This window comes from Chitinophaga sp. 180180018-3 (genome assembly GCF_037893185.1).
Classification (GTDB): Bacteria; Bacteroidota; Bacteroidia; order Chitinophagales; family Chitinophagaceae; genus Chitinophaga.
In genome coordinates this window covers 3,221,456-3,246,919 of the sequence record NZ_CP140772.1, presented here as the reverse complement: position 1 = coordinate 3,246,919, position 25,464 = coordinate 3,221,456, and the positions used below count along the sequence as shown (strand labels likewise).

The 25,464-nt window shown below is 47.6% G+C and carries 10 protein-coding genes; 5 read left to right on the top strand and 5 right to left on the bottom strand.

The genetic code is table 11. From position 1 onward, the window contains the following. The first annotated feature begins 339 nt into the window (after positions 1–339). Positions 340–15,102, top strand: a complete 14,763-nt coding sequence (locus UNH61_RS12645) for a gliding motility-associated C-terminal domain-containing protein (RefSeq protein WP_326992357.1) — start codon at positions 340–342, stop codon at positions 15,100–15,102. Positions 15,103–15,327: 225 nt separating this feature from the next. Here the strand turns inward: UNH61_RS12645 and UNH61_RS12640 are convergent, their stop codons facing one another. From UNH61_RS12640 to serA, 4 genes are all read right to left on the bottom strand, one after another. Continuing rightward, the gene (locus tag UNH61_RS12640; protein WP_326992356.1) at positions 15,328–15,903 is read right to left on the bottom strand and encodes a hypothetical protein; all 576 of its coding nucleotides are present in this window, start codon (positions 15,901–15,903) and stop codon (positions 15,328–15,330) included. A 231-nt stretch (positions 15,904–16,134) separates the two neighbouring features. After that, entirely contained in the window at positions 16,135–17,748 is a 1,614-nt protein-coding gene (locus tag UNH61_RS12635; RefSeq protein ID WP_326992355.1) for a S41 family peptidase, read from the bottom strand. A gap of 20 nt (positions 17,749–17,768) precedes the next feature. Next, positions 17,769–18,536 (bottom strand): hypothetical protein, encoded by a 768-nt coding sequence (locus UNH61_RS12630; RefSeq protein WP_326992354.1) that lies wholly within the window; start codon positions 18,534–18,536, stop codon positions 17,769–17,771. Between the two features lie 197 nt (positions 18,537–18,733). Further along, a complete protein-coding gene (gene serA / locus UNH61_RS12625; protein ID WP_326992353.1) occupies positions 18,734–19,969 on the bottom strand; it encodes a phosphoglycerate dehydrogenase in 1,236 nt (411 codons plus the stop codon). A 313-nt stretch (positions 19,970–20,282) separates the two neighbouring features. On the opposite strand from serA, the gene UNH61_RS12620 reads away from it, so the two are divergent. Both UNH61_RS12620 and UNH61_RS12615 read left to right on the top strand, forming a co-directional pair. Further along, on the top strand, positions 20,283–21,497 hold the full coding sequence (locus tag UNH61_RS12620; protein ID WP_326992352.1) for a serine hydrolase domain-containing protein: 1,215 nt from the start codon (positions 20,283–20,285) through the stop codon (positions 21,495–21,497). A 211-nt stretch (positions 21,498–21,708) separates the two neighbouring features. Beyond that, the gene (locus UNH61_RS12615; protein WP_326992329.1) at positions 21,709–22,941 is read left to right on the top strand and encodes an IS4 family transposase; all 1,233 of its coding nucleotides are present in this window, start codon (positions 21,709–21,711) and stop codon (positions 22,939–22,941) included. A 178-nt stretch (positions 22,942–23,119) separates the two neighbouring features. On the opposite strand, the gene UNH61_RS12610 is transcribed toward UNH61_RS12615, so the two are convergent. Next, complete coding sequence (locus UNH61_RS12610) at positions 23,120–24,103, bottom strand: cation diffusion facilitator family transporter (protein WP_326992351.1); 984 nt, start codon at positions 24,101–24,103, stop codon at positions 23,120–23,122. Positions 24,104–24,282: 179 nt separating this feature from the next. Here UNH61_RS12610 and UNH61_RS12605 point away from each other — a divergent pair, with 179 nt between their 5' ends. Beyond that, positions 24,283–24,873 (top strand): HD domain-containing protein, encoded by a 591-nt coding sequence (locus tag UNH61_RS12605; RefSeq protein WP_326992350.1) that lies wholly within the window; start codon positions 24,283–24,285, stop codon positions 24,871–24,873. 24 nt (positions 24,874–24,897) lie between these two features. Continuing rightward, positions 24,898–25,422: a hypothetical protein gene (locus UNH61_RS12600; protein WP_326992349.1), complete on the top strand. Its 525-nt coding sequence runs from the start codon at positions 24,898–24,900 to the stop codon at positions 25,420–25,422. Positions 25,423–25,464: the final 42 nt, after the last annotated feature.

The window sequence follows — 25,464 nt, the reverse complement described above, 5'->3', positions numbered from 1 at the left end:
AACTTTCTAATATTTTTTTATCATCTATTAAGCTGTTGAGAATCAATTTTCATCATTTCCTATCGCCAACTTATCTGGACATTTTAATACATTATGATTAATTGCACTTTTTTTATTGTTCTATATTATCACTAATTTTAATTTAAGTTTAATCATATATTTTAACCATACTATGCATAAACACCTGAAGCCTATGAAATCAATTTACACTCCCTTAACCCTTTGCCTACCTGAAATCCATGGCGGCAAATTTCTATGTAAAGAATTGAAGTACAGTAGGATCTGAGGAACTTATCCAGTTTCTGTCCTGATACTTTTTTTTCTTAACTGTTTACACCTATGAAACGACTACTAACCTTATTATACCTGGTCCTGGGACTAGTACTGTACAGCATTCAGGTGGATGCCCAGTATGTTACCAATGGCCCATCCCCTAAATATCCGTCAAACGGCAACGCTTTTATCAACCTGCCGGACACCACCTGCTGGAACAGCTTTGCCAGTGTGAACGCTTTCCTGTGGAACTCCACAGGCGCCAGTTCAGCAGATTGGACCATCACCGGGGGAAACTATACAATACTATATACCTCCGATCCTAATAGCAGCTCTCTTACAGGACAAGCTCCTGACCCGGCTTATGGTAAAAATGCGCTGACCATTAAATTTCTTGATAAAGGCCTTTATACCATTACTGCGGTGCTATATGTAGGCTCCAAAAAGTACCGGGTATATAAATCCATTTATGTGAAGGATTGTTCCATTATTCCCTGTCAGGGTAAGAACACCGGTGTCGGAGATTTTAAAGAGAACTTTGGCAACTTCAAAGTGAATGACCCTAACAGCGTTTCCAATCCTAATGTACCTCCTACTACTCAAAACGGATATAACTATGTACCTATACCCTTAAATGGAGCTAATTTCACTGATAACAGCTACACTGTATATTGGCAATCACAGATCAGACCTGAATGGGTATATTCCCTCGACCATACCGGCAGCAACAGTCCCGACTCTGTTGGCGGTATGCTTATTGCCAATGCTTCCTACGATCCTAAATTTTTCTTTGTAAAACCTAAAGTACCGGTTTGTCCTGGTTCTCTGTATAACTTCAGTGCCTGGTTCATGAACCTGAACAGCCTGCAGGTATTCAACGCCACCTGTGCAGCCGGCAACTCCGATGGTTATCACTATGCCGGCGTTACTTTCTATATAGTAAATTCGGCAACTAAAGATACCATCGCCCGGTTCAAAACTTATGATGTATCCATGAACCTCGACGGGCCTCAGTGGCAGATGTACGGCGGCGGTTTTAAAACGCCCGGGGGCGTCACGCAGGTAGATTTGGTGATCGGTAACGACAGGCCCGGAGGCTGCGGTAACGATATTGCGATAGATGATATCTCGTTCACGTATTGTAGCCCATATATTTATTCTTTTATCGATGGCCAAAGTAAACCACCCCTGAGGGTGGCTTCGTTGTGTGAAGGCGCTCCTGTTACCATCAAAGCGATCTATAGCCCAACGAACTATTTCCAGAACCCCGTGTTCCAATGGGAATACAGCTATGATGCGGTTAACTGGCAGAAAAGAACTGACTCTTTAAATCTCATCACAGGCTCCAGTGACTCTGTACTGGTTTTCAAAACCGGCGCACTTACCGGCGCCAGTACTATTCCGAAGGACATATACTTCCGCGTCAATATCCTGGAACAGGGCAATGCCAGCAACTGTGCCGCTCCTTCCGAATACACTAAAATCACGGTACTACCCAAACCTAAGGTAACCGTTTCCTCGGGCAGGATCTGCCAGGGCAATCCGGTAACGGTGACCGCAGCAGGCGGATATAGTACCTATAAATGGAGGGTAACCCCCGAGGTCGTAGGGCCGTCGATCACAGTTTTCCCTAACGTTACCACCAGCTACCGGGCAGTAGGTATAGCGAATTATGGCCTGGATACCTTAACAGGTCTGCCCCGGCAATGTATGGACAGTGGTCAGGCTCAGGTAATTGTAGATGCAAAACCCGTTACAAAGATCTCCGGTGGCCCAACTCAACTTTGTAAGGGCGGATCTGTCACCTTGCAGGTCACCAATTCCGGTGCACCTGTTGACAGTATTTCCTGGAAATGGTATTACGGCGCCACTCTCATCGACAGCATCATTACAATTACCCACACCCCTACCGATACCGGCAACATTCCCTACAACGTGGTGCTGAACAACAAAACCTGTAACGCCTACGATACTTTATGGGTGAAGGTACGATCGATGCCAAAAGCAGATGTGGATACCACATACAGGCAATGTACCCTCAATGATTTCAATATCAGGAGAAGCACGCCGCCTGCCGACCAAAGCGGCGTATGGATATTCAACGGCAACAATAAAGGAGCGGTGATTGTAAGTCCGAATTCGGCACAAACCACCGTCAAAGGCGTACAGCCTGGTGATACCGTTCGCCTGTTCTGGGTGATCACCAATAATGCGATGGCGGCATGTACCGATACCAACCGCGTTACATTGATCAATACCAAAGCACTTACGCCGGTTACGGTAGGAAACGACGTTACACAATGCGGACAAAGAGCCTTTCAGCTGAATGGCACACGGCCAGGTACCGGCGAAACCGGTGCCTGGAGCCTGGCTACAGGTACTACCGCTGCGGATGTATCTATCGATTATCCTAATAATTATAACGCGATAGCTACTATATTGGGTACCACAACACCCAAAACAGTTGGACTGATCTGGAGTATTACCAACGGTGTTTGTCCGGGTAGTACTTCGGCCGCCATTAAGCTGAAGGTAAAGAGTGTTCCAACTGTAAATATTACCGCCTCGCCGGTATGTAATACCACCGATTCCTTTACCGTCAACTACAGCGCTGTATCAGATACTATCAAGGATTATATCCTTAAACCTGCCACTACCCGCGTAATGCCAGGTTTCAGTACCATCACAGGCACCTGGCCAGATGCCAATACTTCCGGTAGCTTCAAAATAAAACTGCCCGCCGGTACTCCTGCCGGTAGTTATGATTTTATATTAACGGCGAAAGAAGATACCCTGCACGGCTGTTCCATTGATGTGCCCTTCTCGGTAGGTGTGGAAAAACCATCCACTGCCCCAACGGGGATCACGGCTACGGTCGACAGTCTTTGTGTTTCCGGTACTACTACCCTGACCGTAACGGGAGGCTCACTGGGGGTTGATTCTACCGGCAAATCTGTTAAATGGAGATGGTATACCGGAGCATGCCCCGGCAATCCGGGCAGTGTGAAGGCCACACCGAAATCGGCAAACGCCGACAGCTCACAGGTGGTGTTTGATCTTACCAGCACCACTACCTACTATGTAAGGGCTGAAGGCGCCGGCGCCTGTGCTAACACCAGTTGTGCTTCCATTATAGTAACCGTATTCCCGAAACCTAATCTCGCTGCTACCGCCGGTGATCAGGTACACTGTAATGATTCTGTATTCTACCTGACCGGTAATACCCCGGTAGGTACAGGAGCAAGGGGTGTATGGAGATATAATGGCAAAAACATCACCATCACTGACAGTACCCTGGGTACTACGAAAGTAATTGTACCAGCCGGACAAACAGTCAACTTTACCTGGTGGATTACCAATGGTGTCTGCGATTCGTCCAGCGCTAAATCCGTCATTTCTAACTACGACAAACCAAACACAGCTACTGCCGCGGCTATTCCTGCACATTGTAATGATTCGGTATTTACCCTCACTGGTAACAACCCAACCATGTTTGGCGCTAAAGGTGTGTGGAGATATACCAATAAGAATATTAGCATCACCGATAGCACAAAATATAACACACAGGTAATTGTACCAGCCGGACAAACGGCCACCTTCACCTGGTGGATCACCAACGGCTATTGTGACTCAACCAGTGCTAAAGTGACCGTCACCAACTACGATAAGGTGAATACCGCTACTACTCAGCCGATTGTGGCTAAGTGTAACGACTCCGTATACATCTTAACAGGTAATAAACCGACAGCACTCGGCGCCAAAGGCGTGTGGAGATTCACCGGCACCAATATTAAAATCACCGACAGCACCCTGTACAACTCACAGGTGATTGTGCCTGCCGGACAAACGGCCACTTTCACCTGGTGGATCACCAATGGCTTCTGTGATTCTACCAACGCGAAAGTCACCATTACTAATTACGATAAGGTGAACACCGCTACCACTCAGCCGATTGTGGCTAAGTGTAACGATTCCGTATACATCTTAACAGGTAACAAGCCTACAGCACTCGGCGCCAAAGGCGTGTGGAGATTCACTGGTACCAACATCAAAATCTCCGATAGTACCCTGTATAACTCACAGGTGATTGTGCCTGCCGGACAAACCGCCAACTTCACCTGGTGGATCACCAATGGCTATTGCGATTCCTCCAGCGCTAAAGTATCTATCACCAATTACGATAAGGTAAATACCGCTACTACTCAGCCCATTGTGGCTAAGTGTAACGACTCCGTGTATATCTTAACAGGTAACAAGCCTACAGCGCTCGGCGCCAAAGGCGTGTGGAGATTCACCGGCACCAATATTAAAATCACTGACAGCACCTTGTATAATTCACAGGTGATTGTACCTGCCGGACAAACTGCCAATTTCACCTGGTGGATCACTAATGGTTATTGCGATTCGTCCAGTGCCAAAGTAAGCATCACCAACTACGACAAGGTGAATACCGCTACCACTCAGCCGATTGTGGCCAAGTGTAACGATTCCGTATACATCTTAACAGGTAACAAGCCTACCGCTTTCGGTGCCAAAGGTGTGTGGAGGTTCACCGGCACCAATATCAAAATCACCGACAGCACCCTGTATAACTCACAGGTGATCGTACCTGCCGGACAGACCGCCAACTTCACCTGGTGGATCACCAATGGTTATTGCGATTCGTCCAGTGCTAAAGTATCTATCACCAACTACGACATGGTGAATGCCGCTGCTACCCAGCCGATTACGGCTAAGTGTAACGACTCCGTATACATCTTAACAGGTAACAAGCCTACAGCGCTCGGCGCCAAAGGCGTGTGGAGATTCACTGGTACCAATATCAAAATCACCGACAGCACCCTGTACAATTCGCAAGTGATCGTACCTGCCGGACAAACAGCCAACTTCACCTGGTGGATCACTAATGGTTATTGCGATTCGTCCAGTGCTAAAGTGTCTATCACCAACTACGATAAGGTGAATACCGCTACTACTCAGCCGATTACGGCTAAGTGTAACGATTCCGTATACATCTTAACAGGCAACAAGCCTACCGCTTTCGGTGCCAAAGGTGTATGGAGGTTCACCGGCACCAATATCAAAATCACCGACAGCACCCTGTATAACTCACAGGTGATCGTACCTGCCGGACAGACCGCCAACTTCACCTGGTGGATCACCAATGGTTATTGCGATTCGTCCAGTGCTAAAGTGTCTATCACTAACTACGATAAGGTGAATACCGCTACTACCCAGCCGATTGCAGCTAAGTGTAACGATTCTGTGTACATCTTAACAGGTAACAAGCCTACGGCACTCGGCGCCAAAGGCGTGTGGAGATTCACTGGTACCAATATCAAAATCACCGACAGTACCCTGTACAACTCACAGGTGATCGTACCTGCCGGACAAACAGCCAATTTCACCTGGTGGATCACCAACGGTTATTGCGACTCAACCAGTGCTAAAGTGTCTATCACCAACTACGATAAGGTGAATACCGCCACCACTCAGCCGATTGTGGCTAAGTGTAACGACTCCGTATACATCTTAACAGGTAACAAGCCTACAGCGCTCGGCGCCAAAGGCGTGTGGAGATTCACTGGTACCAATATTAAAATCACCGACAGTACCCTGTACAATTCACAGGTGATCGTACCTGCCGGTCAAACCGCCACCTTCACCTGGTGGATCACCAACGGTTATTGCGATTCGTCCAGTGCCAAAGTGTCTATCACTAACTACGATAAGGTGAATACCGCTACCACTCAGCCGATTGTGGCTAAGTGTAATGATTCCTTATACATTTTAACAGGTAACAAGCCTACCGCACTCGGCGCTAAAGGTGTGTGGAGATTCACTGGTACCAATATCAAAATCACCGACAGCACCCTGTATAACTCACAGGTGATTGTGCCTGCCGGTCAAACCGCCAACTTCACCTGGTGGATTACTAACGGTTATTGCGATTCCTCCAGCGCTAAAGTGTCTATCACTAACTACGATAAGGTGAATACCGCTACTACTCAGCCGATTGCGGCTAAGTGTAACGATTCTGTGTACATCTTAACAGGTAACAAGCCTACAGCACTCGGCGCCAAAGGCGTGTGGAGATTCACCGGTACCAATATCAAAATCACTGACAGTACCCTGTATAATTCACAGGTGATTGTACCTGCCGGACAAGCTGCCAATTTCACCTGGTGGATCACTAACGGTTATTGCGATTCGTCCAGTGCCAAAGTGTCTATCACTAACTACGATAAGGTGAATACCGCTACCACTCAGCCGATTGTGGCTAAGTGTAACGATTCTGTATACATCTTAACAGGTAACAAGCCTACGGCACTCGGTGCTAAAGGCGTGTGGAGATTCACTGGTACTAATATCAAAATCACCGACAGTACCCTGTACAACTCACAGGTGATCGTACCTGCCGGTCAAACAGCCAACTTCACCTGGTGGATCACCAATGGCTACTGCGATTCATCCAGTGCTAAAGTATCTATCACCAACTACGACAAGGTGAATACCGCTACCACTCAGCCGATTGTGGCTAAGTGTAATGATTCCTTATACATTTTAACAGGTAACAAGCCTACAGCACTCGGCGCTAAAGGCGTGTGGAGGTTCACTGGTACTAATATCAAAATCACCGACAGTACCCTGTATAACTCGCAGGTGATCGTACCTGCCGGTCAAACCGCCAACTTCACCTGGTGGATCACTAATGGTTATTGCGATTCGTCCAGTGCCAAAGTGTCTATCACCAACTATGACAAGGTGAATACCGCTACTACTCAGCCGATTGTGGCTAAGTGTAACGATTCTGTATACATCTTAACAGGTAACAAGCCTACCGCTTTCGGTGCCAAAGGCGTGTGGAGATTCACTGGTACCAATATCAAAATCACCGACAGTACCCTGTATAATTCACAGGTGATTGTACCTGCCGGTCAAACCGCCAATTTCACCTGGTGGATCACCAACGGTTATTGCGATTCATCCAGTGCCAAAGTGTCTATCACCAACTACGATAAGGTGAATACCGCTACCACTCAGCCGATTGCAGCTAAGTGTAACGACTCCGTATACATCTTAACGGGTAATAAACCGACGGCGCTCGGCGCCAAAGGTGTGTGGAGATTCACTGGTACCAATATCAAAATCACCGATAGTACCCTGTATAATTCACAGGTGATCGTACCTGCCGGTCAAACCGCCAACTTTACCTGGTGGATCACTAATGGTTATTGTGATTCATCCAGCACCAAAGTGTCTATCACCAACTACGATAAGGTGAATACCGCTACTACCCTGCCGATTGCAGCCAAGTGTAACGACTCCGTATACATCTTAACAGGTAATAAACCGACGACGCTCGGCGCCAAAGGTGTGTGGAGATTCACTGGTACCAATATCAAAATCACCGACAGTACCCTGTATAATTCACAGGTGATCGTACCTGCCGGACAAACCGCCAATTTCACCTGGTGGATCACCAACGGTTATTGCGATTCCTCCAGTGCCAAAGTAAGCATCAGCAATTACGACAAGGTGAATACCGCTACTACTCAGCCGATTGCAGCTAAGTGTAACGACTCCGTGTACATCTTAACCGGTAACAAGCCTACAGCACTCGGCGCCAAAGGCGTGTGGAGATTCACTGGCACCAACATCAAAATCTCCGATAGTACCCTGTATAATTCACAGGTGATCGTACCTGCCGGTCAAACCGCCAACTTCACCTGGTGGATCACCAATGGCTACTGCGATTCATCCAGTGCTAAAGTATCTATCACCAACTACAACAAGGTGAATACCGCTACTACTCAGCCGATTGCGGCTAAGTGTAACGACTCTGTATACATCTTAACGGGTAACAAGCCTACAGCGCTCGGCGCCAAAGGCGTGTGGAGGTTCACTGGTACCAATATCAAAATCACCGACAGTACCCTGTATAATTCACAGGTGATCGTACCTGCCGGTCAAACCGCCAACTTTACCTGGTGGATCACCAATGGTTATTGCGATTCGTCCAGTGCTAAAGTAAGCATCACCAACTACGACAAGGTGAATACCGCTACCACTCAGCCGATTGTGGCTAAGTGTAACGATTCCGTGTACATCTTAACAGGTAACAAGCCTACAGCTTTCGGTGCTAAAGGCGTGTGGAGGTTCACTGGTACTAATATCAAAATCACCGACAGCACCCTGTATAACTCACAGGTGATTGTACCTGCCGGACAAACCGCCAATTTCACCTGGTGGATCACTAATGGATATTGCGATTCGTCCAGTGCTAAAGTGTCTATCACCAACTACGATAAGGTAAATACCGCTACTACTCAGCCGATTGTGGCTAAGTGTAACGACTCCGTATACATCTTAACGGGTAACAAGCCTACAACGCTCGGCGCCAAAGGCGTGTGGAGATTCACTGGTACCAATATTAAAATCACCGACAGTACCCTGTACAATTCACAGGTGATCGTACCTGCCGGACAAACCGCCAATTTCACCTGGTGGATCACCAACGGTTATTGCGATTCCTCCAGTGCTAAAGTGTCTATCACTAACTACGATAAGGTGAATACCGCTACCACTCAGCCGATTGTGGCTAAGTGTAATGATTCCTTATACATTTTAACAGGTAACAAGCCTACAGCACTCGGCGCTAAAGGTGTGTGGAGGTTCACTGGTACCAATATCAAAATCACCGACAGCACCCTGTATAACTCACAGGTGATCGTACCTGCCGGTCAAACAGCCAACTTCACCTGGTGGATCACTAACGGCTACTGCGATTCATCCAGCGCTAAAGTGTCTATCACCAACTACGATAAGGTGAATACCGCTACCACTCAGCCGATTGCGGCTAAGTGTAACGATTCCGTGTACATCTTAACGGGTAATAAGCCTACCGCGCTCGGCGCCAAAGGCGTGTGGAGATTCACTGGTACCAATATCAAAATCACCGACAGTACCCTGTATAACTCACAGGTGATCGTACCTGCCGGACAGACAGCCAATTTCACCTGGTGGATCACTAACGGCTATTGCGATTCGTCCAGTGCCAAAGTGTCTATCACCAATTACGACAAGGTAAACACCGCTACTGTTTTGCCAGTTACGGCCAAGTGTAACGACTCCGTATATGTCTTAACAGGTAACAAGCCTACGGCATTCGGCGCCAAAGGCGTGTGGAGGTTCACTGGTACCAATATCAGGATCTCCGACAGCACCTTGTATAATCCTCAGGTGATTGTACCAGCTGGTCAAACCGCCACCTTCACCTGGTGGATCACCAACGGCTACTGCGACTCGTCCAGTGCTAAAGTGTCTATCACCAACTACGACAAGGTGAATACCGCTACCACTCAGCCGATTGTGGCTAAGTGTAACGATTCCGTATACATCTTAACAGGTAATAAGCCTACGGCACTCGGTGCCAAAGGCGTGTGGAGATTCACTGGTACCAATATCAAAATCACCGACAGTACCCTGTACAACTCACAGGTGATCGTACCTGCCGGTCAAACCGCCAACTTCACCTGGTGGATCACCAATGGCTATTGCGATTCGTCCAGTGCTAAAGTATCTATCACCAACTACGACAAGGTGAATACCGCTACTACTCAGCCGATTGCAACTAAGTGTAACGATTCCGTATACATCTTAACAGGTAATAAGCCTACCGCACTCGGTGCCAAAGGTGTGTGGAGGTTCACTGGTACCAATATCAAAATCACCGATAGTACCCTGTATAACTCACAGGTAATTGTGCCAGCCGGACAAACGGCCAACTTCATCTGGTGGATCACTAACGGCTACTGCGACTCGTCCAGTGCCAAAGTGACCATCACCAATTATGATAAAGTAAACCAGTCAACCGTGCAGCCGATAAACGCACACTGTAACGACTCGGTATTCACTTTAACCGGTAACAAGCCTACGGCACTCGGCGCTAAAGGCGTGTGGAGATTCACTGGTACCAATATCAGCATCTCCGACAGTACCCTGTACAACTCGCGGGTGATTGTGCCAGCCGGACAAACGGCCAACTTCACCTGGTGGATCACCAACGGCTACTGCGATTCGTCCAGTGCCTCGCTGAAGATCACCAACTTCCAGCGGCCGGCTGTGGCTACTGTAGGAAAGGATCAGGCACACTGTAACGATTCCCTGTTCACGCTTAGCGGTAATACGCCTACTGAATATGGTGCCCACGGTGTATGGCGTTACCCCACCACTTTCCGCGGTGTTATCCGTATCACCGACAGCACCCTCGCCAATACCACTGTAATGGTGCCTGCCGGCAATACAGTCCCGTTCACCTGGTGGATCACCAACGGGCTCTGTGATTCAACCAGCGCCACATTGAATCTCACCAATTATGCAGTGGCCAGCAAAGCAAATGCGGGCGCCAATCAGCAGCTGTGTAATAACACCGGCGACTTCATCATGACTGCTAATAGTCCGGGTGTACCAACGGCTATTGGTATCTGGACAGATATCAGCCGCGTTCCGGGCAGGGCTATTATTAAATCACCTAACAACCCGGCAACCGCTGTAACCGTGCCTGTAGGCGATACCGCCGTTCTCCAGTGGGCCATCGCCAACGGCGTATGCGATACCACTTTCAGCAGGGTGACCATTATCAACTATAAGGAAGCCATCACCGCTTATGCAGGTCCGGACCAGGAAAAATGTAATACCAATGCCGACTTCATCATGAATGCGAGCCAACCCGGTGTTGCCAGCGCCACCGGCACCTGGACAGACGTCAGCCGTGTTCCCGGTCTTGCTAACATCAAGGATAAGAACAATCCGGCCTCCGCTGTGACAGTACCTATAGGCGATACCGTTATACTCAAATGGACTGTCGCCAATGGCACCTGCTCCAGCACCAGCAGCACCGTTACGCTGATCAACTACAAAAAAGCTGACAGTGCTTATGCAGGCCCGGATATTTCCATGTGTAACAACAACGGTGATTTCACCATGGCCGCCTATCCACCGTCTGTTCCAAGCGCTAAAGGATTCTGGTCGATCGTAAAAGGCAATGCCGTGATCAAAGCCATCAATAATCCTGCTACCGCGGTCAACATCAACGTTGGCGACACCGTAGTACTTCGCTGGACCGTAACAAACGGCGTCTGCAGCGCTACCTGGAGCGATGTAACACTCATCAACTACCAGCTCCCCGTTGCCGCCAATGCCGGTACTAACCAGGAACATTGTAACGACTCCTCGTTCACAATGAATGCCAGCGATCCGGGCGTACCGGGCGCTAAAGGTACCTGGATTGTTACCAGCAACAACGCGTCACTGATCGGTATCAGCAATATCAACGACCGGAAAGCCGTGATCACTGTACCTGCTGGCGAAACTGCCCAACTCACCTGGGTGGTAAGCAATGGCGTATGTAACGCAACCAGCTCCAGCGTAACGCTGATCAACCGCAAGCCTATCCTCGGAAATACCATTCAACGCGATCAGAATGTATGTATCACTGAAACGCCAATGGCTATACGTAGTAATGCGTTGTCGGGCGGTAACGGTATTTACTCCTACCAGTGGCAGCAAAGCACCGCTGGCGCAGGCGGACCGTTTGCCAATATCGCGGGTGCTAATGCTGATGTGTACCAGCCGGGCGTACTCAGCGCTAATACCTGGTACAGAAGGATCGTGACATCAGGTGCATGTATCGATAATATCAGCAACGTGGTGAAGATCACCATCATCACCATCAACCCGGTAGTGACATTCACTCCGCCGGCCATGACCGTGGAATGTGAAAAAGGTAAGGACTATACCACGTACTTCGGTACGCCGGTGTTCAGCCACCTGCCTTATGATAATGAACCGCTGACGGTTACCTACAGTGATGTAACGGTAGTGACTTCGCCCTGCCTCAGCACCATCACGCGCACATGGACCGCCACCGACAGATGTAATCTCTCGGTAACAACCTCCCAGACAATTACCATCAGGGATACCAAAGCGCCGGTATTCACCTCTCCTGCTCCGGCAGATACAACGGTAGACTGCGACAAGGTGCCGGCTGGCGTTGCCCTGAAAGCAATGGACGACTGTGCCGGAGAAGTGATCATACCATTCGTAGAAGTACGTCAGGATCTTCCGGGCAATTGCTCCAATAATTACCTGCTGATCCGCACGTGGACCTCAAAAGACGCCTGCAACACCGGGGTTACCCTCAGGCAGGTAGTAACCGTGAAAGACATGACTGCTCCGGTATTCAATGTTCCGACACCTGCTGATACCACCGTGGATTGCGACAAAATACCTGCAGGCATCAACCTCACCGCTACTGACAACTGTACACCAGGTATCATCACGGTAATACCTAAAGATTCCGCTGTACACAATCCGGGTAGCTGTAACAGCAACTATGTGATCTACCGGAAATGGACCGCCTTTGATGAATGTGGTAACTCGCGTGCAGTACAACAGATGATCCAGGTACAGGATACCACCCGACCGGTGTTCAGCATGCCTGCACCTAAGGATACTGTGGTAGACTGCGACAAAGTTCCTGCATGGCCTGTGATTACCGCATCCGATAACTGCAGCGGCAACATACAGGTATTCACAAACAGTAAAACCATCAAACAATCCGGTAACTGTGCCAATAACTACCAGGAAATCCGCACCTGGACTGCCACCGACGAGTGTGGTAACAAATCAGAAATGAAACAGGTGATCACTGTTCAGGATACAACCCGACCAGTGTTCACTGTAAGACCGCCAGCCGATACCATGGTAAGCTGCGACAATATCCCGGCACCTGCCACCAACGTGCAGATATCCGATAATTGCAGCACTATTGGAAACGGCCTTGTGCTGAGTCGCCGGATCTACACCGAGTCCATACCAGGCGCATGTGCATCCAACTATCGCATCATCAGGATGTGGATCGCCAAAGACGCCTGCGGCAACGCCGACACTGTGAAACAGGTGCTTACGGTAAAAGACACCACCAGACCGGTGATCATGCCAGCTCCGGCCGATGTGGTACTCTACTGTCAGGATAAGATCCCTGCACCACCGGTACTGACGGCTACGGACAACTGCGATAACAGTTTCCCGAAAAATGCCATCTATACTGAAGATCCATACGTGGCAGATATCTGTAACGGATATACGATTATAAGAAGATGGAGTATTACAGATGCCTGCGGTAATAAGGCCGATGATGTGATCCAGCGGGTGATCATCAACCCTTGCGATAAACCGAAACTGGAAGCTACCCTGCCGTCCAATTGCTCGGACAACGGCCGCATCGCCCTGCGCAAAGTTGGTAAGGTATATCTGCCTACCTATACACTGGTAGCGGTTACACCAGCCAACGCTGTACCTGGTCTGCCCAGATCACAGAATAACAACGTGTTCAATCTGAACGGTGCTACTTCGGCCTCCTTCATCATCACTGATGGCAGAACCGGATGCTCTTCAGATACCGTGACCTATCAGCTTTCCTACATCAGGAAACCGGCAGTACACCTCGGTAACGATACCACCATCTGCGGCGGCAACAGCCTCGTACTGGATGCAGGCCCGGCTAACTTTGCGTACAAGATCCAATGGTCAACCGGCGAAACCACACAGAGAATCGTGGTGAAACAGGCTGGCACCTACTGGGTGAATGTAAGCAACGGCGAATGTGCTACTACGGATTCCATCCACGTGGCGCTGATACCGACCCCGCTGGTGTCTATCCCGGATACCACCATCTGCCGTGGCCAGTCCGTGAAACTGGATGCTTACGTCAACGGCGCTCAATACCTCTGGAGTAACGGCTCTACAGCGTCATCCATCCTCGTAAGCACACAGGAACAATTCTGGGTGAAGGTGATGAAAGCAGGATGTATTACGATCGATACCGTGAAAGTAAGTGTGAACCCGCCACCAGATATCAGCCTGAGTCGCGATACAGCTATTTGCCCCGACCAGGCGGTAATGCTGACAGTCAGCTCCAATGGCGGCCGTATCAGATGGCAGACCGGCGAAACCGGCAACTCCATTGTGGTGAATCAGCCTGGCGCGTACTGGGTAGCGGTGAGCAGAGACAATTGTGTGGTAAAAGACACCGTGAATGTTCGTCTGAAACCGGAGCTGAAACTGGATCTCGGACCTGATCGCAATATCTGTCCGGGTGCTACTATCACCCTCAATGGTACCAATCCGGATGCCATCTCCTACCTCTGGAACGACGGTGACCCGAACCCGGTGAAACAGGTGTCGCAATCAGGTAAATATAAACTGGCAGTGATGGATAAATACTGTCAACGTGTATACACCGCCAGCGTAAATGTAAATACTACCGGCCTGCCTGTTATCAACCTCGGCCGAGACACCACACTGTGCGTAGGTGAAACGCTCACACTCCGCGCGGAAGGTGGCGGCATCACGAGCGCCCGCTGGGACGATGGCACCTATGGCCCAACCCGCACCGTAAGCTCAGCAGGCACTTATATCGTAACCGTATCCAACGATTGCGGAACTGCTAACGACAATATCACCGTATCAGTTGTACAGTGCGAACCCAAACCGGTAGTTCCCAACGCCTTCTCACCGAATGGCGACGGCCGTAACGATGTGTTCAGACCTGTGGTAAGAGGACAGATGTTCGACTATCAGCTGAGGATCTTCAACCGCTGGGGCGAATTGATCTTCCTCTCTGAAGATGCACACAAGGGATGGGATGGTAAGTACAAGGGCGTACCGGTGGAAGTAGGCACCTATGTATGGTGGCTCAGCTACAAGAAAGTACCGGGAGGACCGATCAATGTACTGAAAGGAGAAGTAACAGTGATCCGGTAGCGTATTAAGGGGCGGAGATTACGGGAGATATTATTCCGATGAGGTCACCAGGCTCCGCTCCTTTTGAAGAGTTATCCGGTTGGTTCATCTGTCTCTCCTATCAAATAAATGTAAGAGGACGTTTCAAAAATAAATGAGACGTCCTCTTATGTTTTAGGTAGATGTCATCATAAAAAAGCTGACTCAAATTAATTGAGTCAGCTTCGTATTTTTTACAAATCGTTGTTATTGTTTTTTGAGATAAGTTTTGTTACCGTTTTTATTGATGTAGTACTGTCCGCCACGGGGCCCCTGATAGATAGTGCGGCCTTTTGCATCGGTACCCACTACCTGGTCACCGCTACTGGCTGGAGCCGTTTTCTTAGCGGTAGTTACTCCCGGCGCAGCAGGAACAGGTCTTTCAGGTGCCGCCGCTGCAGGTGCAGGGGCTGTTGGGGCAGATACCGGAGCGGTAATCACCCTGGCTGCTTTGGTTCTCGCTTTCTTCGTTGTTTCAGTGGTGGCGTTAGTGGCATTTACTTCTTCTTTAGCTGCCTGGGTTTTCGCCTTTTTCGTTGTTTCGGTGGCAGCGTTGGTAGCGTTTGCCTCCTCTTTAGCAGCCCTGGCTCTGGTCTTTTTAACCGCGGTGGCAGCTTGATCCTGTGTGGCGGCTGCTTTGTCTTCAGCCTGTTTCTTTTTCTTCTTTTCTGCTTTAGACGCTTTTTCAATGGTCTGCTGTGGGGCAGCGTTCTGTGCATAGCCGGCTATACTTCCGGTCAAAAGAGCACCTGACAGCAGCAAGATGGAGGTCATTCTTTTCATAGTAAGTCGATTGGGTGTTAATAAAAATCAATAAAGGAGTTTCTGAAAACGAAGATGGTTACACCAGGTAACCTGACAGATGTATGGTTGCAATTTATATTATTTTCTAATGCAGACGTACGGCGGATTCTGGGAATTGATGGGGTCGTTTGTCTTTTAAATAAAAAAGAGAGTGTATCAAAGTTGATACACTCTCTTGTCTATGGAAGTTGATCACTATGGCATGTTATGCTATTTTAAGCGCGATGCAGCACGACTTAATCTGAAATCCACCATACCGTTGAAACCATTCATTGGTTTAGCATTCGGGATAGCGGTTCTCAGCTGGCCATACGGGCTCTGAGCGAGTTCTGTAACAGCCATTCTGGCGCCGAGATTGGAAATGTAAGAACCATTAGAAATATAGTTCAGTGCTTGTTCCAGGTTCTGATCCAAAGCGGTATTTCCCCAGGGGACGTTTACATAATCAAGGGCCTTAGCACCATTATCAATTGGAATACCTGTATAATACCCCCCTTCACCATTTGCATTTCTTGTTTCAAAGTTGATGGCATAAAGATCTGCGAGGTAGATAGACGGCTTATGATTAGCGTCGTACATGGTGATATTAAAGTCAATAAACCCTACCGGCTTACCGAAAGTAGTATCTCCTATCAGGTGTACAGGCATGTAAGGTTTCAGGTTGTTAAGCGTCAGCTCACTGGCCGATGCTGTTGACCTGGATACAATAAAGAAAACGTCCTTCAGCACTGCTCCCCCGGTATTGGACGGGAAATTCACCTGTACATCCAGTCCAACGGTATTCAGGTTGGCCGTGATCTTATCGTTATACTTGTACGTATACATTACCTTGCCTGCAGCGGAAGAAGGCGCCAGCGCGCTATCCAGGTATTCAGCAGTATTCGTAGATCCACCACCGTTATACCTTAAATCCACGATCACATGTTTCACACCCTGCGATGTAAATTTACCAAAAGTCTGATCCAGTGCCGCTTTAGCAGCAGTTGGCTGGCCTTTCGAGTTATTTACGCTGGTGAAAGTGTACATCACGAAGTAGCCCACTTTCTCCTGCAATTTTGTGGTGTTATTGGTAACGGTGAATACGGTATCAAATACTACGGGGTTGACATTGTAGCTGACTGCATTCAGTGTAACGGTTTGCTGCGCAGCGCCCGGCGTTTTCACTACGCCCAGGGTTACACTGGTGGACACGGAAATAGCGTTATAAATGCTCTGAAGAGACGACTGGGTATTGGAGAAACTGCTGTTTCCATTTACGGAAGTGATCTCGCAGCCTCGTTGCAGCCCGGCCAGTCCGGCAGGACTGTTCTTATCTGCATACAGCACGAAGAGATGTAACTTACCGCTTTGATCCAGTACGGGAGCGTAATCGAGACCGAGCTTACCGGTGCCCTCCACATAGTTTTGTGCGGAAACACCATTCATCAGCTGGTTGGTAACGGCTCCGGTCCGGTCGAGGAAACTGTATCTGTCGTAAGGCGCATTCGTGGTAGGGTTGATAGCATACCCTTTCATGGCTGTAAGCAGATTATCTGCGGTTCCGAAATTCGGATCCTTGAGATTCAGCTGGGGCACCTGCGAGTACCAGTAATAAGTGGGCAGTCCTCTTGAGGCAGTCCGCCCTCCATCGCCATAAGTTACCTGCATGATCTGGTACATCAGGTATTTGAGGGAATCTTCCTTAACGGTAGCAGAGGTATCATAACCGGATGTTGGGGGATTGGGGCTGTTGCCTTTATCTTTCTTACAAGAGATAAATATACCCACACAGAATGCTCCGGCCACCATGGCTTTAGTTCCTGCAGAAAACAAGTTATTATACATAAAAATGATTAAGACATGTATTACTCCGGCTTATGAGTAGCCAGTGTTTGCCTGGTCCAGAAGTCAGAAGAATAGTACAAGGCAAAATTATCCTGGTACTCTCCCGGCTTAGGTGGCTGCTCCCCTTTTGCCCGTTTGGCCTCCAGCTCTTTTTTGTCTTCCCGCTTCACAGCGTTTACCTTAAACCGGTAAGCAACGGGTTGTGTACTTCCTGCCGGAATTCCTAACAATTTCAGCGGGATCGCCAGTTCGCATACCAGGTTTCCACCCGATTCAAAAGAAGCTGCCGTTTGAATACCAAACGAATTGTGCACTGGAATATTGCCATCCGGTACTCCCTCAAACCCGTCCACTTTAATCTCTTTCAGATTAGCCAGCGCCTGTTTTTTCAGTTCACCGGCAATCAATGCCCTGGATGCTTCCGGAACATCGGAAGCACCGGTATTTACATCAGCAGTAATGGGAAAAGTAACAGATGCGCCACCTTTCTTCTTTCCACTGGCATTAGCAGTAAATGTAAAACCCGACCTCATCACCTTCGTCTGACTCTGTGCATCGGGAACACTGATAACTACGTATAAGTTCTCCTGGTCGTTGGCTATCGTATAAAATAACTTGGTAACGTTGCTGTAGAATTGCAGGGGTTTAGACCATTCTGTTGCCTGTCCGTCGATTTTAATATTGGCTGGCGCCCACTTATTGGGTTCGTCCTGTGCGGCTGCCTTCATATGCAACAAAAGCCCGGCTAACATCCCGGCCCCTGTCGCTACTGCCCTGTTCATTTTCATGTGCTATATTTTTCAGTTAGTTCCATTACAAGGTTAACAAAAGAATTTTGAAATACAGCAAGAAAATCGATGAAAAACAGCTTTTGGTCGTTAGCTTTTAGCTTTTAGTCAAAACGCAACGGGGATTATATTATGCTTTATTGCTATAATATAATCCCCGCTGCATTTTTTCCAAATACTATACTAAAGACGCGTTCTTAATACAGCAGTCTTGTCTTAATCGTGTGCTTTACATCTTTCAGCAACGCCAGGGCTTCCTGGGAAAGTTTCGTATCAACGTCGAGTACCACGTAGCCAATCTGGTCGTTGGTTTTGAGGTATTGTCCGAGGATATTGATCTTATTGGCAGAAAGAGCCGTGTTGATCTCCGATAATACACCCGGCACGTTTGCATGTATATGCAGGATACGATGGGTATTTTCAATTGGAGGAACACTGATCGCCGGTACAGTATGAGAACCGAAGCTGGCGCCTTTTTCCAGGTAGTTCAGCATCTTTGCACTCACGTCGAGGCCTATATTATGTTGCGCTTCTTCTGTGCTGCCACCGATATGAGGCGTAAGGATCACATTCGAAAGTTTCTGCAGCGGTGTGCTGAAAGAGGCACCGTTCTTCTCTGGCTCTACCGGGAAAACATCGATCGCTGCACCGGATAGCTGACCACTTTCCAGCGCATCTCTCAGCGCTTCCAGGTCTACCACTTCTCCGCGGGCGTAGTTGATGAATATGGCCCCTTTTTTAGCGTCTGCCAGCACTTCCCGGGTGATCATGTTAGCCGTGGTTTTGCTGGAAGGTACATGCAACGAAATAATATCTGCTTTATTGAAAACTTCTTTCAGCGTACGTTGCTGCTCCGCATTACCCAGCGGCAGTTTGGTTTCAGCATCGTAATAGATAACATTCATGCCCATTCCTTCTGCCAATACACTCACCTGGCTACCGATATTCCCATATCCAACAATACCCAGCGTTTTGCCCCTGAGCTCATAGCTGCCCGTAGCTTCTTTCAGCCAGATGCCATTGTGCGCAGCAATATTCTTATCGATGATACGACGGATGAGCATGATCGACAAACCGATTACCAGCTCAGCCACCGAACGGGTATTGGAATACGGCGCGTTAAACACAGTTACACCATGCTCCGTAGCAGCTTTCAGGTCTACCTGATTGGTGCCAATACAAAAACATCCTATTGCCTGCAGTTTCCTGGCCGATTCCAGTGCCTTACGTGTTACTTTGGTCTTGGAACGAATACCCAGGAGATGCACATCCTTGATTTCTCTGATCAGATCTTCCTCACTCAACGCCCCCGATAACTTACGTACCTGGTAGCCCGCTGCTGTAAATTCAGCCACAGCGGCATCGCTGATGTTTTCCAGTAGTAAAATGCTGATCTTCTCTTTCGGATAACTTGTCGACTTTTGCTGGTCCATAATATTATACTAAATTATATACGTATCTCTGTGTAGCAATTGGCTTAATAATTGCTGAATGCGGGGAAACAGGGCACAAACGTACTCGATGTTAGGGAATATTCAAATAGGAAGGACATCAAATTCGATTTTATCAAAAAAACGGGCATCTCAGGGATTTTTTTTTAAGTTTTCAGCCCTTTTTTGCTTAAAAACACATTAAAAGGATTTGAATTTGCAGTTTATATTTGGCGGTCTTTTACTTTGGGTCTAATTTTAGCGCTTTGTATTTTAAGAGTCATATTGAATCAAGAAAGCAGTTATCACACCTCTAATGAAGCGATTGAAAGCAGTAAGTATCATCTTAACGATATCGGGGATTGCGATTATCACAAGTTGCCAGAGCAATGCGGCACGCAGGGAAGCGAACAGTAAAAAAGCAGCATCGGATTCGGTGCTATATACAGCAGGGTTAACTACAGCGGAAAAGGAAGCGGTGCTTAAATCATCCCGGACTATCGAAATGCAGCGGGAACTGGAAGCGTTTTACGACACTAAACTCTTACGCACCGGTTTCAACGGAGCCATACTGGTAGCCAGAAAAGGCGTTGTTATTTTCGAGAAATATCACGGTTACGAAAACTCCAGGACCAAAACACCGATCATCGACAGTTCTGCCTTCCAAATGGCATCTGTATCGAAAACCTTTACCGGAGGCGCTGTTCTCTGGCTCGCGCAAAATAATAAACTGAGCCTGGATGATTCTCTCCAGAAATTCTTCCCCGAATTCCCTTACAAGGGGATTAATGTACGCATGTTGTTGAGTCACCGCAGCGGCTTGCCTAACTATCTGTATTTCTGCGACAGCCTTTGGAAAGAAGGCGACGCCAGATATATCACCAACGATGAAGTAATTAAACTGATGGAAGTGCATAAGCCGCCTGTACAGCATACGCCGGGAACGCACTTCCAGTATTGTAACACTAACTATCTGCTGTTGGCTTCCATCATCGAAAAAGTGAGTGGACAAAAATATGCCGACTTCATGCAGGAAACCATTTTTGGTCCACTGGGCATGACCAGTACGTTTGTGTTTAATCCGTCTACACCCGCGCACCGCCATCAAACCCAAAGCCATAAATTTAACGGGCAGTTTGAGCCCGACACCTACTTCGATGGCGTAATGGGAGATAAAGGTATCTACAGCAGTGCCCGCGATATGCTCAAATGGGATCAGGCGCTCTATTCGCATCACCTGCTGAACGACAGCATCCTGAAACAGGCATACACACCATATAGTCACGAAAAACCCGGCGTACGTAACTACGGCCTGGGCTGGCGCCTCATGGTGTACCCCGACAGTTCCAAGAACATCATCTACCACAATGGCTGGTGGCATGGCAACAATACCGTATTTTATCGCTTTATTCAGGACTCCACTACCATCATCATCCTCGGTAACAAATACAACCGCGGCATCTATCAGGCAGTGAAACCTATCCGCGAAATTCTTGGCCATGGCGATGGTGAGGAAGAAGGCGAAGAATAGAATTAAGAATTACGAATTAGGAATTACGAATTAAAGCGAAGACCTAAGCGGATAATATAGTTGTTAGATATTATCCGCTTAGGTCTTCGCTTTAATTCGTAATTCCTAATTCTATAGTGTCCGGGGAAAATACAGGTAAGGATAAATAAAAGGAGGCCGATGTGGCCTCCTTTTTTAGTAAGTTTAAGTTACCACACTACAACTTACCATTATGAGCAAAAGTAGATTTTTTTCCGGACAGCCGATTTTTAATCAGTTACTTTCTTTTGTGCCCGCCACTTTAATCGATAAAGCGGCCAGGGAGACTAATGCAGACAGCTATTACAAGCAATTTAAGGCCTTTGACCATTTGGTAACCATGCTATTCAGCAGCTTTCATCAGTGTAGTTCTCTTAGAGAGCTAGTTACCGGGCTATTGGCTAATGAGCATCGGCTTAATCATCTAGGCCTTAAAAAAACACCTCGCCGTAGTACTATTTCAGATGCCAACAGGAACCGCCCTGTAGATTTTTTCAGCCAACTCTATCATTTACTATACCAACACCATTATCCACAACATTGCCCGGACAGCCGAACAAGAAACAGGTTGCATGATAGATTATTTATAGTGGATTCAACAACAATTAGTCTGTTTTCAACTGTGATGAAGGGTGCGGGTGTAAAAGGGTTAAATGGCAGGAAAAAAGGAGGTGTTAAAGCTCATGTGCTGATGCGAGCCAAAGATGAGTTACCCTGCTTTACTGTACTGACAGAGGCCGCTTGTAGTGACAGGAAATTTATGCAGAAGCTGCCCCTGGAGCCAGGCTCCATAATTGCCATGGATCGAGCTTATGTAAATTACACGGTAATGAAAGACTGGACCCAAAATGATATTACCTGGATCTCCAGGGTTACTAAAGGGATGAAAATAAAGGTACTTGAGCGCAAAAAAATAACATCGGCTGATAAAAAGAATGGAATTTTAAAAGACTGGATCATCCGACTTGGCAACCCAAAGACCTGTAAAAAAAGTCCGGTGCAGCAGGCCAGAGTCATTAGTATTTATGATAAAAAGACCCAAAAGAAGGTGCACTTACTCACTAACAATCAGACCTACGCTTGTTCTACCATTAGGAGATTGTACAAACAGAGATGGGATATAGAACTGCTATTCAAAAGAATTAAGCAGACCTCTCAATTAAGTAATTTTCTGGGAGACAATGAGAATGCCATTAGTATACAGGTATGGTGCGCTTTAATAAAAGATCTGCTTATAAAGATTGTGAAAGATCAATTAAAGCAACTGGGCTGCAGAATGTGGTCGTTTAGCAACCTGGCAGGTTTTCTAAGACTCCACCTCTCCACATACATTCTCCTAATTAAATTTCTAACCGAACCGGAGAAAGCACTTCTTTGTAATAATAAAGATGCAGACTTTATACAACTGAAATTATTCTCTCCTTAGAAAAGGGGCTTACTTTTTAGAGGCACCCTGAGAATTGAATATTTGAAATACATAATTGCCGATTTAGGCAAATATTCAATTCTCAGGGCACTCATTCCCTATTTTGTTAAGCCCCGAATCGTTAGGCTAAGATCTCTTAAATTTTCCCCGGACACTATAGATTCCTAATTCGTAATTCTTAATTATCTCCGTGTTTCCTGTTCGGCATTACATTCCCTCTCTCCCATTCTATCCTGCCGGTAAATTCATGTTTTCTTACAGGACAGTTGTGTTTGAGGCAGTAGTGGCAACAGGATGGAATGCAGGGATCCATATGAATAAAGAATTCTACCTCACTGCCCTGAAACTCGCTGTTCACGAGCTTATCAATGTTTTTCATTTCATCGTGTGCCTCATTCAGCTCCAGGTAATATGGCATAGTTACGTGGCAATCGATGTGATAGTTGTTGCCATATTGCTGTACACGCATGTTATGTATATCGATCCAGTTTTCGCGGCGATGCGGCGAAAGAATGGAAATAACTTTGTCTACTGTCTGCATATCTGTTTCATCCATCAGGCCGGATATGGAACGGCGCATCAGCTGGTAGCCTTTGGTAAGGATAAGAACGCCCATCAGCACGGAAACAGCGGGATCCAGCCAGTTCCAGCCGGTGAAGTGAATGATACCCAGTGCTACTATTAAACCGGTACTGCTATACACGTCTGTCATGATATGCTGCCCGTTACCATATATGGTAATCGACGACAGCTGTTTCCCCCAGCGCAGCAGGTAAAGCCCCAGCACCAGGTTGGCTACAGTAGTGCTACCCACCACCCATAAACCATTCACCATATCATGCAGCTCTCTTGGGAAAAGGAAGTACTGCGCCGCTTTTACCAGAATCAATATCCCCGCAAAAAAAATCATAGCTCCTTCAAAGCCGATTGAAAAGAATTCTACCTTACCATGCCCGTACGGATGGTTGGTATCTTTTGGCTGTCCTGCCAGGTAAATACTGTAGCAGGCAAAACCACCAGCTACTACATTAATGATAGACTCCAGGGCATCTGAGAGGATGGCAACAGAATGGGTCATCAGGTAAGCTCCAAATTTCGCTACTGTCAGCACGAAACTAACAATCAGCGACACCAGTATGACGCGTAGTTCTTTCTTTAGCAAAGGTTCGGTTTTGTGTAGTAAAGGGCAAAGGTAGGAGAATTTTAGCTATCCGTTGCCAGCAACCAGCAACTATTAGCTCTTAATAAAAACATAACAATACGGATGTTATTTTCGCTGTAACAGCTGTTACATTTGCGATATCCGCGAAAAACTGGACTAACCCTCATAAACGTACGAAAATGGCTGATAAGGAACAATACGCACACAGTGTGACTGACAAGATTTTCGAGCTATACACACGTTATGGCAACGAGGAATATGGCGAACAGGTGACTATGCTTATGCATATGATGCAATCGGCGCTGATTGCTGAATACACCGGTTTTAACGATGAGATGATTATCGCAGCATTCCTCCATGATATCGGACATTTTTTCGAACATGAAAGTCCTATGGGTGACCTGGGTAATATGGCGCATGATAATCTTGGCAGCAGGTTTCTGCTCGACTGTGGATTTCCGGAGCGGATGGCCAGACTGGTAGGCAGTCATGTGGCAGCCAAACGTTACCTGACCTGGTCCGATAGCGCCTACTATGAAACACTCTCTGATGCCAGTAAACAAACCCTGGAATACCAGGGTGGCCCTATGCAGGAAGCCGAAGCCATTGCCTTCCGTAACGATCCGCTGTTTCAGCAATACATCCAGATCCGCGTATGGGACGATATGGGAAAGGAAACAGGTATTCCTGTACAGGAAGCTGACCTTGAAAGAATGCGCGGCAAAATGATTACCTATCTTATTGCCAATGGCACTCCACCGGAAAATTGAAATTGCTGTAGTAACTTGCCGGTTATGACTGACCTGCGTGCAGAAATACTGGCGGAAAATTCCCGTGAACATTCCGACATGATAACAGCCTGGATAGGCCATAGCGCTTCACGTTTCCAGCAGCTGGTAACTTTGTTTCTGGAAGATGAATACCGCGTGGTACAGCGCGCAGCCTGGATCATCAGCCTGGTAGCCGCTAAGCATCCCGGGCTGCTTCCTCCTCACCTGCCGGCCATGGTGGCCCGGATGGAGGAAGAAGGATTACCTGTGGCCGTGAAAAGAAATGTGTTGAGAATACTGCAGCACCTGACCATCCCGGAAAGTCTTCACGGCCCTGTCATGAACTGTTGCTTCGCATTCCTCGAAGCACCCGAAGAAACGATTGCTGTAAAAGCGTTTTCCATGACTGTACTCTCCAACCTCGCGAAAGAATATCCCGAAATAAAAAACGAAATCCGCCTGCTGATCGAAGATCAGCTGGAAAACAATCCCACCCCGGGTATAAGATCCCGGGCGGCAAAAGTGCTGAAAGCTATCGGAAAAAGCTGAAGGAACTCACCACAGAATGAATAAAGCAGCACAACAGGGGTC